At 42.1% G+C, this 17251-nt stretch carries 13 protein-coding genes; 7 read left to right on the top strand and 6 right to left on the bottom strand.

Annotated features, from left to right (window positions below):
* The first annotated feature begins 104 nt into the window (after positions 1 to 104).
* Positions 105 to 854, top strand: coding sequence for a calcium-binding protein (locus AC5590_RS16495; RefSeq protein ID WP_169264626.1), 750 nt, complete (start codon positions 105 to 107; stop codon positions 852 to 854).
* A 445-nt stretch (positions 855 to 1299) separates the two neighbouring features.
* Here AC5590_RS16495 and AC5590_RS16490 read toward each other — a convergent pair whose 3' ends face one another.
* Together AC5590_RS16490 and AC5590_RS16485 are read right to left on the bottom strand one after the other, a co-directional pair.
* Positions 1300 to 2850, bottom strand: coding sequence for a beta-barrel domain-containing protein (locus tag AC5590_RS16490; protein WP_169264625.1), 1551 nt, complete (start codon positions 2848 to 2850; stop codon positions 1300 to 1302).
* Positions 2851 to 2985: 135 nt separating this feature from the next.
* Positions 2986 to 6024, bottom strand: coding sequence for a peptidase domain-containing ABC transporter (locus AC5590_RS16485; protein WP_169264624.1), 3039 nt, complete (start codon positions 6022 to 6024; stop codon positions 2986 to 2988).
* Positions 6025 to 6964: 940 nt separating this feature from the next.
* Between AC5590_RS16485 and AC5590_RS16480 the strand changes: the two genes are divergently transcribed.
* Positions 6965 to 7654: a TraB/TrbI/VirB10 family type IV secretion system protein gene (locus tag AC5590_RS16480; protein WP_169264623.1), complete on the top strand. Its 690-nt coding sequence runs from the start codon at positions 6965 to 6967 to the stop codon at positions 7652 to 7654.
* 300 nt (positions 7655 to 7954) lie between these two features.
* On the opposite strand, the gene AC5590_RS16475 is transcribed toward AC5590_RS16480, so the two are convergent.
* Positions 7955 to 8218 (bottom strand): hypothetical protein, encoded by a 264-nt coding sequence (locus tag AC5590_RS16475; protein ID WP_169264622.1) that lies wholly within the window; start codon positions 8216 to 8218, stop codon positions 7955 to 7957.
* Between the two features lie 329 nt (positions 8219 to 8547).
* Between AC5590_RS16475 and AC5590_RS16470 the strand changes: the two genes are divergently transcribed.
* Positions 8548 to 9855 (top strand): S-layer homology domain-containing protein, encoded by a 1308-nt coding sequence (locus tag AC5590_RS16470; RefSeq protein ID WP_169264621.1) that lies wholly within the window; start codon positions 8548 to 8550, stop codon positions 9853 to 9855.
* Positions 9856 to 9862: 7 nt separating this feature from the next.
* On the opposite strand, the gene AC5590_RS16465 is transcribed toward AC5590_RS16470, so the two are convergent.
* Positions 9863 to 11299, bottom strand: a complete 1437-nt coding sequence (locus AC5590_RS16465) for a sensor histidine kinase (RefSeq protein WP_169264620.1) — start codon at positions 11297 to 11299, stop codon at positions 9863 to 9865.
* 276 nt (positions 11300 to 11575) lie between these two features.
* Between AC5590_RS16465 and AC5590_RS16460 the strand changes: the two genes are divergently transcribed.
* Positions 11576 to 11893 (top strand): DUF3155 domain-containing protein, encoded by a 318-nt coding sequence (locus AC5590_RS16460; protein ID WP_048872001.1) that lies wholly within the window; start codon positions 11576 to 11578, stop codon positions 11891 to 11893.
* 1058 nt (positions 11894 to 12951) lie between these two features.
* On the opposite strand, the gene AC5590_RS16455 is transcribed toward AC5590_RS16460, so the two are convergent.
* On the bottom strand, positions 12952 to 13485 hold the full coding sequence (locus tag AC5590_RS16455; protein WP_169264619.1) for a cofactor assembly of complex C subunit B: 534 nt from the start codon (positions 13483 to 13485) through the stop codon (positions 12952 to 12954).
* Positions 13486 to 13539: 54 nt separating this feature from the next.
* Positions 13540 to 13887, bottom strand: a complete 348-nt coding sequence (locus AC5590_RS16450) for a PadR family transcriptional regulator (protein ID WP_169264618.1) — start codon at positions 13885 to 13887, stop codon at positions 13540 to 13542.
* A 558-nt stretch (positions 13888 to 14445) separates the two neighbouring features.
* Between AC5590_RS16450 and AC5590_RS16445 the strand changes: the two genes are divergently transcribed.
* The 3 genes from AC5590_RS16445 to serS all read left to right on the top strand — a co-directional run bounded on the left by AC5590_RS16445 (position 14446) and on the right by serS (position 17192).
* A complete protein-coding gene (locus AC5590_RS16445) occupies positions 14446 to 15027 on the top strand; it encodes a DUF3611 family protein (RefSeq protein WP_169264617.1) in 582 nt (193 codons plus the stop codon).
* Positions 15028 to 15232: 205 nt separating this feature from the next.
* Entirely contained in the window at positions 15233 to 15526 is a 294-nt protein-coding gene (locus tag AC5590_RS16440; protein ID WP_169264616.1) for a hypothetical protein, read from the top strand.
* 385 nt (positions 15527 to 15911) lie between these two features.
* A complete protein-coding gene (serS, locus tag AC5590_RS16435) occupies positions 15912 to 17192 on the top strand; it encodes a serine--tRNA ligase (RefSeq protein WP_169264615.1) in 1281 nt (426 codons plus the stop codon).
* Positions 17193 to 17251: the final 59 nt, after the last annotated feature.

Here is a 17251-nt window from a genome sequence, read left to right as displayed (position 1 = left end):
CATAGCTTTTTCAGATGAGTTATAGACAGAAGCAGGGAAAAAACTTCACTCTCTGTTCAAATACCAACCAGAATCATCACTTTAATAAATAAGGAGAAACTAAAATGGCAGACATCAATGGCACTAATGGTTCTGAAACTCTATATGGCAGTGGGCATTCTGACCGTATTCTCGCCTACGACGGTAACGATACTGTTTTCGCTGACTGGGGTAACGACTATGTGGATGGCGGCGACGGCAACGACTACTTATACGGAGAGGGCGGTAACGATACCTTGTATGGCGGCTATGGAACTGACACGCTGCGTGGCGGAGATGGTGACGATTATCTTGATGGCGGCACCCCGTCTGCATATGACACCAGTAATGATTACCTCTATGGCGACAAAGGCAATGACTACTTGCTAGGAGGTTACGGTAATGACAGCCTCCACGGTGGAGATGATAACGATACTCTGGTGGGCTACGATGGAAACGATTTTTTGTATGGAGATACAGGTAACGACACCTTATATGGTGGAAATGGAGATGATTATATTAGGGGTACCAGTGGATTTGCAAGTAGTCCTGAATATGACACTTTAACAGGTGGAGCTGGATCTGATACTTTCAGTCTTGCTAATGCATTTCGCGATGTATTGTACCAAGATGATGGCTATGCCACCATTACAGACTGGGAGTCGCAATACGATTACATCGAAGCTGGTGGCACTTCTAGCCAGTACTCACTCCGACAAGAAAACTTAGCTGGCGGTTCCGCCCTAGATACTGGGATTTACTACAACAATAACTTACTTGCTATCGTGCAAGACTCAACCGACGTGTACATTGGAAGGGATTTCAGATTTGTCTAGATGGCGCTGTTTTGCTCGATTGCATTTGCAAATTCGTATGAATCATAGCCGTAACTTAAGATGATTTTATTGATGTAGGTTGGGAGTTCCCAATCTACATCAATAGTTGTGTGGGGAGTTTCAGCAGTGTAATTACTCCCACTCAATGACAAGACAAACACATTTCAAAATATTGAAGAAGAAGTCAGAATTCAGAATCCAGGAGTCAGAATCACCTTCGTTGGGGATTCAAACCCCAACCAACTGCAGACAACGCCAGATAGCTACGGAGGGAAACCCTCCTGCAGTACTGGCTCCCGTGTAGACGGTGGGGATTTAGATCACATCACGAATCCGCCAGTCGTACAGGAGCCATTCTGACTCCTGACTCCTGACTCCTGAGTTCTTTTGTTAAAAATGTGTTTCTCTTGATCAACGCGCTCCCCAGTTGTCAATCCTAGGAAAATCATCTTATAGACTTCATATTATCAACTTCCTTCGCAAACAAATCCGTAAAAATGCTAATAACAGTGCGATTCCTTACTTTAATATTCGCACTAACTGACATTCCTGATTGCAGAGGTAATTCCCGATTCTTCATCATCAAAGATTGACGCTCTAAGCGAATTTTAGCAGGAAAAGTGTAAACTTTACGGATTTCATCTGGTGGTAGTGCATCAGAACCAATCGAAACTAATTCACCTTTGATATCACCAAATTCACTAAAAGGAAAAGAGTCAATTCTCACATCCACTTTCATTCCCTCTTTCACAAAACCGATATCTTTATTAGTAATAAAGACCTTTGCCATCAAACCATCGTTAGGCACAATTTTGAGAACTGGTTGAGTAGAATTAGCTACAAAACCCGGAAAACGAGCTTGTAAATCAAAAACAATTCCATCGGCAGAAGAGCGGATTTCTTGATATTGTAAAGTGACTTGTGATTGACTGATTTGACTGTCGATTTCAGCAATCTTCTTTTCATTTTCGAGAATTGCCTTATTCAACTCGCTATCTATTTGAGCAATTTGTTTTTCATTGTCAGCAATTTTAGTTAACAAATCCTTTTTAGCAGCGACAATTGTATTTTGCAGCTTTTCTTTTGATTGAGCGATCGCAAACCGTAAACGCGCTTGTTCTTCCATCAGCCGTTCCACATCTGCTTGATGTGTACGTACTTCCTGTTGTTGCTTAAGCAGTTGCACACGAGCAATTGCCCCTTCTTTGACAACAGATTCAAGATTATTAAGAATAGTTTGATTCACAGATCGAATATCTTGAGCAGAAGATAGCTGAGCTTGATTTTCGCCGAGTTGTTTTTCTGATTGTTCAATTGCTAACTTGTCAGCTGCAATCCGAGATTTTAGTTCCGCTTGACTAAATTGCAAGCGAGCTTGTTCCTCCGGCGTGAGGTTTATGCTTTGAGATATCCCACTCAGTTGAAGTCGGTAAAGTCGATTTTCTGCACTAAGTGCGGCTCGGCTTTTGGCGAGAGATTCTAATCCTGGAGGTAGTTTGAGTTGAGTGATTGATTGCTCGTTGACAGATGGAGCATTCTGCCCATTGATTTGGGTACGGTAAAATTGATTTTCCTGGATCAATGTAGTCCGAATTTTTTTGAAAGATTTCAGTTGAGCTTGCGCCGCTGTTGAATCTAGCCTCAAAAGCAAATCGCCACGGCTGACTTTTTGCCCATCCTTAACATAGACTGTTTTAACTACCCCATTTACAGGAGCTTGTACTTCCTTAACAGTTTCTTGTGGTTCCAGTTTGCCTTGGGTAGGAATTGCTTCCTCTATTTTCGCGACATTTGCCCAAATGACAGCAGAGGTTGTCACCGCCATCAATCCCCAGACGACAGCTCGTGACCAAAAAGGTGATTGTTGTAAGACAACAGATGGAGTAAACTTGCTACTATCAACAGGGAATTTTATCGGTACTTTCACTTCATTTGGAAGTGCTCTCGGTGTAGAGATAGTTGCTTGTTGAAGATTGCGCCCATTGTATTCACTCATGGCTATCCTCTTGTTTGAATTTTGTTAGTGCAGCGTGCCCGGAGGGCATATTTTGAATTTTGAATTGGGATTTCGTGGGGGACTTAAACCAGTGAACAGTGAACAGTGAACAGTGAAACTGATAACTGATAACTGTTAAAGTTGTGTTTCTTGCTGCTGATAAAGGCAGTAATAACGACCTCTTTGAGCCATCAGTTGTGCGTGAGTTCCTTGTTCCACAGCTGCTCCTTTATCGAGCAGCAAAATGACATCAGCATGTTTGACAGTGCTTAAACGATGGGTAATGAAAAAGACCGTACGCCCCTGGAACGCTTTTGCTAAATTGAGGCATACCTGCCGTTCAGAATGGTAATCTAGGGCACTGGTGGCTTCGTCGAGAACGAGTAAATGGGGGTTTTGTAAAACTGTACGAGCGATCGCAATTCGCTGTCGTTGTCCTCCAGATAAAGCTGAACCTCTCTCCCCGACTCTGGTGTTATAGCCATTCGGCAAAGACATAATAAAATCATGGGCAGCAGCAATTTTAGCAGCCTCAATAATTTCTTCTGTTGTGGCATCTGGATTTGTCAGGGCAATATTTTCCTGTACAGTACCATCAAACAAGAGTGAGTCCTGAAGCACCATCCCTATCTGACGGCGCAGGGAATAAAGTTCTACCTTGGCAATGTCATAGTCATCAATGAGAATTCTGCCGGACTCAATGTCATAAAGTCGAGGTAAAAGCTTCATCAAGGTGCTTTTACCAGAACCACTCTGTCCGACAATGCCAACAAACTGTCCAGGTGTAAAATCGAGGTTAATATTCACAAGCTGAAGGGGACCACTGGGGTTAAAGCGAAACGAGACATTTTCATACGTGACAGCGCCTTTGATGGCAGGCATAGGAATGTTATTGCGATCTGTTTCGTCAGCTTCAATGGGAGTATCCACAATATCGGCGAGGCGTTCTAGAGAGAGAGCCGTTTCTTGGAAGTTTTGCCACAGTTGGGTTAATCGTAGTAAAGGAGCAGTGACATAGCTGGCAATGATGCGGAAGGCGATGAGTTGTCCTAGGCTTAGTTGTCCCTGAAGTACTAAGTAAGATCCCATCCACAGGATTAATAAACCAGAAACTTGGTTGAGAAAATGGCTAGTGGCACTGGCAGTCGTGGAAGTGATCACAGTTTGAAAACCAGCAGTCACATACTGACTGTAGTGTTCTTGCCATTGCCAGCGCGATCGCAACTCAATATTTTGTGCTTTCACGGTTTGGATACCTGACAGCACCTCCACCAAATAGGACTGAGTTTGGGCATTACGCACAGCTTTCTCTCGCAGTTGTCGTCGCACAATCGGGGAAACCAACGCCGTGAGCAGTGCAAACAAGGGAACAGTTGCCAAAGCCACAAGAGTCATCAGCCAACTGTAAACCATCATCACCAAAATGTAGATGAGGGAAAAAACCGCATCTAACACCACAGTTAAAGCAGTTCCTGTTAGGAATGAACGAATATTTTCGAGTTCATTCGCTCTTGTTGCGAGTTCTCCTACAGGTCGTCTTTCAAAATAGCGCAAGGGTAGACGCAACAGATGGTCAATAATTTCTGATCCTAAAGTCAGGTCAATCCGGTTAGTCGTATCGACAAATAAATAAGTACGGAGACTCGTTAAAAGCCCTTCAAAAACAGCTAGAATTAACAGCAAAATTCCCATAACATGCAAAGTATCAAAGCTGTTTTGAATAATGACTTTATCAATAATCACCTGGATAATTAAAGGATTCGCTAAAGTAAAGATTTGGACAAAAAATGAAGCAAGCAGGACTTCAAAAAGAACTTTGCGGTATTTAAAAAGAGAAGGGATAAACCAACGTAAACTAAACCGCTGCTTAGGAGTAGATTTGGTAGGTTTAAGCAGCAATACTTGACCTTCATCACCCCAGTTTTCGATAAACTTGGCTGGCTTTTGCTGCACAATGCCACTTTCCGGTATTGCAAGTATCAGCTTTTGTTCGCTGATTTCGTAAAGGATTGCGAAACTATCCTGCCAGCGAATGATGGCTGGAGCTTGCAATCTTGTCACAGCTGATGCTGGAATATGGATTAATTGAGCATTTAACCCCATTAATTCAGCCACAGCACCGCATAGTTGTAACGAAAGGCTTTGAGTGCGCTGAATCTGATTGTTGACGACTTTGCGAATCACATCTTGGCGAAAGGGAATGTGCCAATATTGACTCAGCATCTGGAAGCAAGCTAAAGTTGCCTCTACTGAACCTCTGCCGTGGATATAAGGATATTTGTGCGATGGCGATCGCCGAAGGCGGCGGCTTCCGCATCGCTCATCATCAGAATCTATTTTTGCTACCAGCTTAGGAGGACGCTTCGGTCCTAATGGTATATCTTCCAGCGATAAATTTTTTTCTAAATTTCTCTGTGTTGATTCTTCTGTGCTTCTAGAAGCTTTTGGAGAAAGAGTTGCTTTTGGGATACCCACCAAGCGAACCGCACTCTTCTTATCAGAGACGTTTAATTGGGTTGGTCCATCCTTTAGTTGTAAGCGACTTCCCACAGGAAGATTCTTCAGCTTTCCACCACTGACAAACCAGACTAGATTGGAGTCTAGTTGTTTTAGAAGAGTTTTGCCCTGTGGAAGGGTGAAAACAACTGCTTCCTTTAAGACTTTGAAAGTCAGTTCTTTAATATCGGATGCACCAGAGGAAAGCAGTATAACTTTGCTATCAGCTTGCTGCGCCAGTTCAGCACCCAATAGCTCAAAAACTTCGCTCACACTACAGCGATTCTCAAAGCCTTTTGCAAAAGTAGGGTTATGTTTTAGCAGGTCTAAAAACTCTGTCGCTTCTAAAGTTAAACAGATTGTTTCAGTAGAGGCAATGACCGTCTCACAAGGAATCCCTCGTAGCAAGCTAGTCCAACCTAGGATGTCTCCTTTTTTAAGTAATTGTAGTGTCACAGGCGTCTGGGTGTGAGGAGCGTAACTTAATAGGCGTGCTTGTCCTTCGTAGAGAATGGATATTTGAGCTGGTATGTGTTCGGGCAGGAGAATTGTCTGACCCATGCTGTAGCGCAAAAGCTGTACTTTTTCGCCTAATTTTGTTAGGGTTGCTGTTGGCAATTGATCGAATGGGAATAATTCAGCCAAAAAATCGTGAATAGTAGTTTTGGTGTAAGTCATAAATGCTGAAGTTAGAGCAAGCTGATAAAAGACGATGCACTTCTGTTACTAACAGATAGCAAATCTTCTATAACTCACTTCTCAGCTACAGATTTTATGCAGAACCACGCTTTTTATTACAAATATTTACAGTTATTCTGCTCAAGCTAGAAGACAGATTCTTCGTTTCTCCAAGTGTGTAACAGGTGTCTTACTTGAGCTAAATCCAATCCGCTACTACGCTCAAGAAGATGATAAATCTTTATAATCTGCAAGACTTATCCCTTGCTTTTACCCTGAACTTAAAGTCGAGAAATCATGCAAAATGACAAAACTTGACACAAAACAGGTGTATTGAGAGATGGTGCGCTGACAGTGTATAAAACTTATCTGCAATTTGTGAGTGAATGAACTGTAGCAATTTTACACAAAAGTAATAAGCTCATTGCTTATGGTTTTAGAAACCACAGATGTATGACTCTTAAAATTTACCATTTTAATCAAGAAGGAATACAATAGAAAGAACAGATTGCATTCAGCATACCGTTGCCTATTGCTGAACATACAGCACATTGCAAGTAATTGAAATACAATACTGAGGTCTAAAAGCCAGACTATAAGCCTTTTTTACTTCTGACTTTCGACTTCTGATTTCTGTTCGCATAGCGTGTCCGCAAGACATATTCTGCTGTAGTTCGTCGGACATATAGCATGTGAAAGCATTCAGGAACTATTTTATAATATTTGCGTCATATATATCTTTCGTTACTTTTCATTAAAGCAGATAAACGATATAAGAATTAAAGAGGAACAATTGCACCTTCTTACCGTCGTACAAGTCACTTTCCACTCGGAATATGCCTACTGATAGGTTTAAAAAGAGCTAGAAACAATCTCAGTAACAGCACGTCTCATACATTAAGAACTCATACATTAAGAAAAAGAACAAAAGGACTTTACAATGAGTCAATTTCATCGTTGGAAAACAGGAAGCGCTGCACTCATGGCAATGGCAATAACAACAGGCTCCATTGCACCCATGTTTATGTTTGCTCCTGCTTCTGCACAAGTAATCTTTAATGGTCAAAGAACACAAACACCATCAGGAAGAGTTTCAATTCCTGCTGGATTTACAGTGCCAATGACATATGACAAAGATAAAATTGTTGTCACTCCTGATGAAACGACACGTATAAAACTGAAAGTCGCAAGAAACCTTGTAGACAGTTCACGAAATGTGTTAATTCCTGAAGGAAGTGAAATTGAAGGACAATTGCAACCAGTCACCAGAAATGGTCAAAAAGGTACTTATTTTGTCGCTCAAGAGTTAATACTTCCTAATGGTGAACGACAGTCTATTAATGCAACTTCTCGGGCTATTACCAGAAAGGAAGAAATTAGTAAAGGAGGTAGAACAGATAAAATCATCCAAGATGCTGCTATTGGTGCAGGTGCGGCTAGTGTGATTTCACTGATAACAGGTGACCGCAAAATTCAACCGCTCGAACCTATACTTGGTGCTGGTGCAGGTGCTGCAGCAAGTGTTCTACTCAGACGCAAAAAGACTGAAGTTATCGTTATTGAACCCCAAAGAGGAGATTTAGATCTGACTCTGCGCTCTAGTTTGTTTGTACCCCGTGGTTACTACTAGGCTTATCCTAATTTAGGTCGTGAGTTCTATCTGTTTGCAATACAACTGCTCCAAAGGGGCAGGGTGCTTTACCCAATTGCCCTCACACTACCAAGGGGCTGCCACAAGAGCAACCCCTCCTCTTCTTGGAAACGAAGACGAAGTAAGTCAGCAATTTTAAAGTTGAATCCGGAAGAAAACAACCTGTTAGTAAATGGTCTGGCTTCTAGCTGTATATAATTTAAATGCGTCACAGATGAGGATATTGCGCGTGATTGGGCAAAGCCGCGATATCGCTTATTCTAATTTATGTAAAATTTATCATTTTTCTGCAACTATTTTATTGATCGCACGTCTTACGATTACATAGAAATCAGGAGCATCCCAATTTTCCAAAAGTCTTCGTCCGCCACGTTCAAAGCAGGGTGTCCAGAGGGCATAAGTAACGTAGTGAGTGTAAGCCTCAGGAGAGATTTTCCTCCTGGTGGTGAAGAGCGTGAGTGCAAAGTGCAGGCTAAGGAAATACCCTAAGGGGGAACCCAAAGGGTAGAACAAAGCAATCATCCTTTCTGTGAATTTACACATTTGGGATGCTTCGGATAAATCGTTTTTCTTGGCGAAACATTTAGGAAAATAAATAAGCTAATGCGCATCTACCGTTGCGTATTTATTTGTTAAGGCAGTCATGAGTCATTTGTTATTACAAATGACATAGACGGGGCTGGTTATGAACTGAATAAAATTCCAAGGGTGAAAGAAGAAAGAAGTTATTTACACTTCATTCCTTATCCTTTCATGACTCTTTTAGCTGAACAAAAGTATTAACCGAAACACTTTTTTTGGGAATAATTTCAGCCAAAAGTAGTCCATTTTACTAACAGAAAATAGCAGGTTGTGTGGGGAGTAAAAATATAATGTTTGGTCGCTTTCGTTGGCAATCTGGATGTGCTGCATTCATGATTTTGGGCATAACAACAGGAACTATCGCACCTCTAGTGATACCCACAGCATCTTTTGCCCAAACAAGTTTTACTGACGTTCAATCTAACTATTGGGCAGCAGAATTTATTGGACAACTGGCACAGCGAGGTATTATTGCTGGCTTTCCAGATGGCAGTTTCCGCCCAGAGGAAGCAGTCACACGTGCTCAATTTGCTGCGATGATTGGCAAAGCTTTCCGAAAAGCACCAGAACGGCAGGCAGTCGGATTTTACGATGTGCCAAGCAATTATTGGGCATCGAGTGCGATTGCGAATGCATACACCACTGGTTTTTTATCTGGATATCCTGGCAATCGTTTCGAGCCTAACCAAAATATTCTCCGCGAACAGGTTTTAGTTTCTCTCTCTAACGGTTTAAATTACAACGTTAGCGGTAACACCGACAGCATCTTACAAAATTACAACGACGCTTCTAACATTTCTGGCTATGCCCGTACCCCTATTGCTGCAGCTACAGAGAAGCAAATTGTTGTCAACTATCCTAATGCTAAATTCCTAAGTCCCAATACAACTGCAACTCGGGCACAAGTAGCAGCTTTTCTCTACCAAGCACTCGTGAGTTTCAATAAAGCCGCAACAATCAACTCAGCCTACATTGTGACTTTTGCCGAACCGACTCTATCAAAACCACTAGGCGAGCCGACTCCATCAAAACCAGTAGGCGAACCGACTCCATCAAAACCAGTCACGGTGACAATTCCTGAAGGAACTGTTATTCCTATAAGGTATGAAAAAGCAGAAAAGATTCTTGTGACTAAGGATGAAACAGCTCCTTTAACTCTGACTGTGGCGCAAAACGTTGTCACTGATAAAGGAAACTTGCTCATTCCAGCAGGTAGTCAAGTGGTTGGTGAGCTTCGTCCCGTCAAAAACAAGGGTGGTTCTCAATTCGTTGCCCAAAAACTCGTTTTAACCAACAATGGTCAAGAGTATCCAATCAATGCGACTTCTGAAGTGATTACCAAGACCCAAACTATCAAAAAAGGCACCAATACACAAACAATTCTTAGGAATAGTGCACTTGGCGCAGGCGCAGCGGCGGCGGTTTCGCTTGTAATTGGCGATAAGGCTATTAGTGCTGGAGAAGTTCTGGGGGGGGCTGCTATCGGTGGATTAGTTGGTCTGTTCTTTGGTAAAAAGAGTGTTGAGTTAATCGCCATTGATCCAAACACTGACCTACAAATGACTATTGGTGAAAACTTTCAGATTTCGTTGAAATAGTAAGTAATCAGGACTTACTATTAGCAACAGGTAACCAAATAATAAAAGTCGTTCCTGGTGCATCAGGTGATGAGCTAAGCGAAGTTAAAGCAGGGCTAAAAACTTGTATTTCGCCCTGCATTTGTTGTATGAGCTGTTTGGCAATTGATAATCCTAATCCCGTGCCAGGAATTTCGGTTTGAGCTTGAACACCTCGGTAATGACGCTCTCCAAGATGCTGTAAATCTTGTGGTGGAATACCAGGACCAGTGTCACTAATGGCGATTCCCTGAAAATGAAGTTTTTCTTGCCTAGTCTGGATCAAAATTTTGCCGCCAGTGGGAGTGTATTTTAAAGCATTGTCAATGATATTGCTGAGTACTTCTCGTAATGCTTTGGTGTTAGCGCGTACCAGAGGTAAGTTACGGGGAATTTCGGATATGAGTTGCAAATTTCTTTCTTGAGCAATAGCTCTGGCTGATACTAACAATGGTTCCAAGATATTTACTACAGAACAATTAACTTCTTTCTCTCCTGCACCGGGCAACAAGAGTGGTGCTGTGAAATCTTTTTGTACGTTTGCTTCCACAAGCACTTCTTTTTGCGGTAACCTTAATGGGTCTAAATCTTCTGCACTCAAGTCAATAACTTCATCCAACTGTTGCAACAATTCTTTGAGGCGATCGCTTTCCCGCACAATACTAGTTGCTACCTCGCGGTTAGCATCGCCTGGTCGCAGTCGCTTTAGCAACAGTTTGCCAAAGGTACGCAATGCTGTTAATGGGTTACGAAGCTGATGCAATAAATTATCTAGTAAATCTTGCTGTTTTTCTTGAAAAATTTGTTGTTGTTGCAATTGCTGGTGCAACCATGCTCGACGCTGATCCAAAATACAGGCAAGGCATAGTGTTTGGGCAACTCGTTCTATTTGACTCCTTTCTTGTTCATTCCATACTCGGTCTTCTCTGACTGTGACGAGCAAACCCATCATCACATCTTCATGAACAAGAGGTAAAACAATTTGGTCGCCTTTGAATAAATATTCTTCTCCCTCTGTTGAATGCGGTGGTGCTGTATCTCCTGTGGCACTTTCTTGCGATCGGGCGGGAAAATCCTCTGCTGCTTTCAATAACCGAAGGTTATTGCGGTTGTGTTTCTGGTTGAACACATCACCCGTACGAGAATACAGTGTTTTATCCAACGTGACAGAGGCGGAACGATACGAAGCCCAATTAGGATTTGAAATAGGTATTGAGGTGGGCAATACCAAAGCACTAGCTAAGTGCTGTTCCACTGCTGTTTCTGGATAAACTACCACAGGAATCAGCTTCGCTTCACTTGTCGAAGCCTCTATGAATTCTTGCGTTAAATAAACAACGCTCAAAGATGCTTCCAGCCCTTGAGCTAACAGTGCCAATTGCTCTCGGCATAGAGCAACAAACTCAGAACTGGTAGACATTAACATTTCTCAGTCCTTGTTTTAAATGACAGACTATACGGACGAAAAGAAACAAAAGTTGGCTTTTCCTATTTAACAAAGCTTAACTGAATCTTGCAACTAACAGTTCGTTCCAAGGAATTATATTGTTCAACGCTTTTGGTTTTTATACAAAAAAATAAATTAATCGGATTGTATCAAAAGGTTAAAAACTATTGAATTTTTGAACTAGAACTTTTATAATTACGACGGATTTTGTAGCTATCACTACAATCTATCGCTTGTTAGAGGAGGTAAGGAAGGTTGGCAAGAAGACGCAAGAGAAAGAGTCGTCGTCGCCAAGAAGGGCGGCGAATTTTAGAGCATGTGCCTCAATTTAGCATTGAAAGCGGTGAAGATAAGCCTGTGACAGCAGCTAGAAAATTCATTCAAGCTGAGGGAATCTTGCCACCCGCTTTGCTACTTGTAAAGCGAAACGAACACACAACAGACCGTTATTTCTGGGCTGAAAAGGGGCTGTTTGGAGCTCAATATGTTGAAGAAAATCACTTTTTATTTCCTAGCCTGAGGGTACTCGAAGCCCCTCCAGGTCAGGAGTCACTGGCTGTTGCTAGTCGTTAAACTAACATATGGTGATCATAGAGTTTGAATTTAGCTCCTGACAACCATTAACAACCGAAATTGCTAGTTTTTTTTTAAGTTTCATTTTTTTTTAAGAATGTAGCTGACTTGCCAGTGTTAAGCTAGCAATTTTGTCTTTAAGACTATCAACTTTAATCAAACTTTGTGTTTGTATAAGTTGAGTATTAGGTGTGAAAACGTACGTGGGAGTGAGGATACAGCGAACCTGTTCTGATCAAAGCTTTGGCACGCAGCTTCAAGCGATATAGCTTTTTTCAACAACTTGTGGAGAAAAGCTACAGATCTAGAATCGTTTTACCTCCTCTCTCTATTCCATTTCTTATTGTTAAAAGTTTTGACACTCCCTGGGCTATCCAAATTTCGCTGTCGCTCATTTGGATTCAGCCTTGGGATTCTAGGCTAAACCTCGTAGCTTGCTCATGCAGCGATCAAGGGCGGCATGAGTCGAAGTCACCAATCCTTACGCGCGTGACTTTGGGACTGCTTGTCCCTAGCTTGTTTTACAAGATTTGAGATGTTAATAGCTTCAAAGATTAAACCACTTTCTAGAGCCAGAGTGCTTCTGTTGGCAAGATTTTACAGTTTTCTGTAGCCTTATATTGAGTTTTGGACTTACGCAAAAATCGCTCAATCAGCTAAATTTCTCGTATCTCCTGCACGCCTACGCTCTTGCAACGCGTAGTGTGCGCATGCGGCACACACCGCCAAGACAAAGACGCCTTAGACGCGTTCCCGTAGCGTGTCCCCTTAGGACTCAGCGGCGTGCCGATAGCCCTCCGGGTTCGCCAGTCACCTGCTGAGGGAGACCCTCCCGCAGCGCTGGACTCACCGTAAGGCGTGGCGTCAGCCATAGGCTAGAACGCCAAGAATTGGTAGAGTATCCGTAAGTCCTAGAATTGGTATTAAAGCCAATAGTTTATCTGACGCTATACAAATAATCGTAAGACAAGAGTCTAGCATCAGGGTAGTTGCTGAGGGGGTGGCTTTCATCTGTCCCTTACTTGGGAAGAGTTTTTAGCCAGCCGTCCTCATAGCAGCTATTGCGAACTTTTTAATCCCAATGTCCTTTGTAACTCGATGATTTCATCTCGATGGGCTGTTAGTGTTATTTGAGTTGGAGAGTGTTGGTCGCTTTCGTCGGCTGTTTCTACCTTCAGCGACACCTTTTCAAGTTTGGCGGCTTTGCGCCAATAAAAAACACCACTCAAAGGTGATATCAGCACCATCCCAAGAAAAACTGTACTGAGGTTGGGAAAAACTAGAGACAAAACCAGTGATAGACACACAAGACCAATAGCTGCTAAAACTGTTAAAAACACAGCTAAAAACCAGCTTGGTCTAACAGTGCCTTCAAAAGTTACCTGGTTTTGTTTCGGATCGACCGCTGCTACTCGGTAAGACCGTGTTTGAAAATACTCCTTTAATTGAGGCATTAAAGTAGCTTCGTCTTGCTCGCAAACCAGTTGTGTGGTTTTTGTACGATCTTTGGTAGAGGCACGAATAAAGAAAAATAGCCCAACCGATAATAAAAAAGTGAGCAGCAACGTGGATGCTAGAGTAGCAGTATCCATAAACTAAATTATGAGTGTTTCACAGGTGGTGATTTATTCATTATGAATTATTCGTTAACTTGTTCTCCCGCTGATGTACTGTTGCCATAAGCGAGCTAAATCCTGTGCTTTAAATTGCCATTCTGGAGAGACTTGGTACATTCGCCTAGGACGTCCCCGTCCTTCTAGCTTTTTCCAGTACCCAGTAATTGCTTTCTGGTCTTCGAGAAATTTAATTGCACTGTAAAGCACAGTATCTGAAAGCCGATAGGTTGGATATTCAGTTTCCAGTCGTTGAATCAACTCCGTTCCATAGGATTCGCTTTGTGACAAAAGATACACTATATAACAAACAGCGAGTTCCTGACAAAGGTAAGTTGGCGGAGGATTTTCAAAGAAGTGATATATATCCTCAAGTTTCATGGTTAATCAATGATTAAAAATGCCTAAGGGTCGAGCTGACAATCAGAAAAAAACAGTATATAATACTACACTACTGAAAGGAGTACATAGCACTGCTTAGGCCGGATCACCAAAGGGTAAAAATAACATGAGACAGATTTCACACTTTATTAAAGTGGAACCGATGCACCAATTATAGGGATACAAATTTTTGTATCTCTACCCAAGCTTCTGACATTGTATTGAGGAGCGATTTTACAACGGCTATGCTGCAATCGAAGAGTGTTAAGTAATGCCAAGGGCATAAGGATTGCTTAAGCATAAAATACCGTCTAAGCAATTTTAAAGGGAAAATGCGGTATTTATGTAAAACTTAATCAAAACTTTGCTAGACAGTAATTTTCCTATAGTTTTTGCTTAAAGATTAAGCAAACTATCATATTTTTTTTCAAGCATTGTGAATAGTGGACACACTCAAAAAAGTTTAAAGTACGGAATTTGTTTACTAGAAATACTTTTATCACACTTACTAAGTATGATAGTAAATTTATCAAGCCCTCAGCACAAATGGTGATCAGTATGTCAGATTTGTCTACACTCCGGGCAATTGCCCAAGTATTTCGCCTTACAGGATGGATTAGCTTCTGGATTCAATTAGTGCTAGGTGTTGTTTCCGGGGTTATTTTGCTGTTCGCAGTCTTTAGTCAGAGAGGTGCCAATAGTAGTAGTAACCCTGGAACTGGGTTTGGCGCTATTTTTGCCGTTGCTGGGCTTGTTGCCTTAGCAATAGGTATCTATATAGCTTTCCGTTACACCAGACTTGGGCTACGCCTAGAATCCTCAAATTCTAATAACCGCCCGCGCAAAGTTGAAACTGTTCAAGTTGTACGCTTTGCAATTGTGGTGCATTTAGTAGGAATGCTGGTGACTCTGTTGGGAGCGCAAATCATTGTTGGGACTCTAGTCACAAAGTCATTGACTTTACCGCAATTGGGTGCTGGAGTAATCACCCAGATCGACCCTAGCCGGAGTATCCAACCCTTAGACATGTTTGTTGTCCAAGCAAACACGAATACGGTTACAGCCCATTTTGGGGGGCTTGTCGCGTCAATTTGGATACTCTACCGCATCTCCAAACCTCAGTCTGAGCGTAGTTCCTAGTTGATCATTCGTTGTTCACTTTGGATTGCTGGAATGACCAACTACTAATTATTTGAAGAATTTTGCAAAAATTTTATCAGAGTTTTGCGAAAGTGCAAGTGCTTAAGTTGAATCTTACTACAGAGTGACTTAGATAACCATCTTGCTTTTTAGTGATATCAAAGTACACAAAAAAACTAAATTAAAGTTTTTCTATACAAATCTTATGAAAAATCATCAAACATGGACATTTGCCGTACAAGTTTTCTTTAGTACTGTAGTGCTTGGGTTGTGTACTTTCAAACTGATTGCTAATAAACCTCAGGACAACCAAGCGCTTTACTGGGGTGGCTTAACAGGCATACTTGGCTATTGGCTACCAGCACCGACAAATTCTAAAAATGAGGAGCAATTTTCGCCGGGGAGTCCGTACAATACCAACAAGACAACCAAGAGTGTTGTAGTTGAGCACTCACAAATAAGTCAAGAGGCTGTTGCTGTAACTAAGACAGATGAATAATTCACCAGAATGAACTCAACCTCTGACGCTTCGCTTTGAAAATCGCTAGCAACGTATGAAAGAAACACCATTCACCCTGTTAAGCGCGATGCACTGAGCTTGCGTTGCCCTGAGCTTTGTCGTTTGCGTAGCGCCCCCTCTGGGGCTAGGATCGAAGTGTTAAGCGTTCCCTGTTCCCTGTTCCCTGTTCCCTGTTGCCTATTCCCTGTTCCTTGTGTTCTTTCAAGAAAGTATGAAGTAGAGAGGTATTGCTAAGTTCACTTTATCTTTACAGATCATTGACTTTTCCCGCTATTTAGTTTTTGCAGTTGTCACCAGTCGGAAGTACTATATTTTGAAGTGTTAACTCTAAAGAAAATACTAGGCTAAAAACTAGGATAGATCTGTGCTGGACATTAAATTAATAAGGGACAATCCACAATTGGTTCAGGAACGGTTGAAGACTCGTGGTGGTGACTACGATATTCAGCCGCTTTTGGAGTTGGATAAACAACAACGCGAATTGGAAGCGAAGCGAAATCAACTGCAAGCACGTAGTAACGAAATTGCGAAATTAATTCCGGAAAAGATAAAAGGTGGTTGCAACCCCAAAGGACCAGAAATTCAAGAGTTGCGTGAGAATGGTAGTTCTGTCAAAGCTGAGATTGGCACACTGGAACCTCAAGAAAAAGAGCTATCAGCCAAAATCGAAGAACTTTTACTCACACTTCCTAACTTACCAAGCGACTCTACACCTGTTGGTAAGAGTGAGGAAGATAACCCAGAAGTGCGTCGTTGGGGTGATGAGTATCTTCCCCAAAACCCAAACATTCTTCCTCACTGGGAACTTGGTGAGAAGTTGGGTATTCTTAATGTTGAGCGAGCGGTAAAAGTCGCACAAAGTCGCTTTATCACCCTGATAGGTGCTGGTGCCAAACTGGAGAGAGCATTAATCCAATTTATGCTTGATCGCCAGATAGCTGCAGGGTATGTGGAAGTTATTCCCCCATTTTTGATTAATACCGAGTCTATGACAGCTACGGGTCAATTGCCCAAGTTCGCTGAAGAAAGCTTTAAATGTGCGGCGGATGATTTGTGGCTTACGCCGACGGCGGAGGTTCCTGTAACCAACCTCTATCGTGGTGAAACTCTCAATTCTGAAGATTTGCCTATTTACCACTGTGCTTATACTCCCTGTTTTCGCCGGGAGGCTGGGAGTTATGGACGGGATATGCGGGGACTGATTCGACTGCATCAATTCAACAAAGTTGAACTCGTGAAGTTTGTACATCCCAGCACTTCTAGTGAGGAACTCGAAAAATTGCTAGGCAATGCAGAATCAATTTTACAGGCGTTGCAACTGCCTTACCGAGTCATAGAATTATGTACTGGGGATATAGGATTTCACTCGGCGAAAACTTACGATATAGAGGTTTGGCTTCCTTCTTCTGGAAAGTACCGAGAAATTTCTAGTTGTTCCAATTTTTTGGACTATCAAGCGCGACGCGGGCAAATTCGCTTCAAAGAAAGTGGAAAGAAAGGAACCCAACTGGTGCACACTCTCAATGGTTCAGGACAGGCTGTGGGACGTACAATGGCAGCGATTTTAGAAAACTATCAACAAGAGGATAGAACGGTAAGGATACCAGAAGCGCTGCAACCTTACATGGGACGCGAAGTACTTTAAGAAGAACACAGAATATCCCACGGATGGAATCCGGGGGATTTAACAAAATACGAAAGTGT

Origin of the sequence: Brasilonema octagenarum UFV-OR1, assembly GCF_963888615.1 — a bacterium.
In the GTDB taxonomy this organism is placed as follows: Bacteria; Cyanobacteriota; Cyanobacteriia; order Cyanobacteriales; family Nostocaceae; genus Brasilonema; species Brasilonema sennae.
The sequence above is the reverse complement of the archived record's forward strand: the minus strand, read 5'-3'. Positions and strand labels throughout refer to the sequence as shown.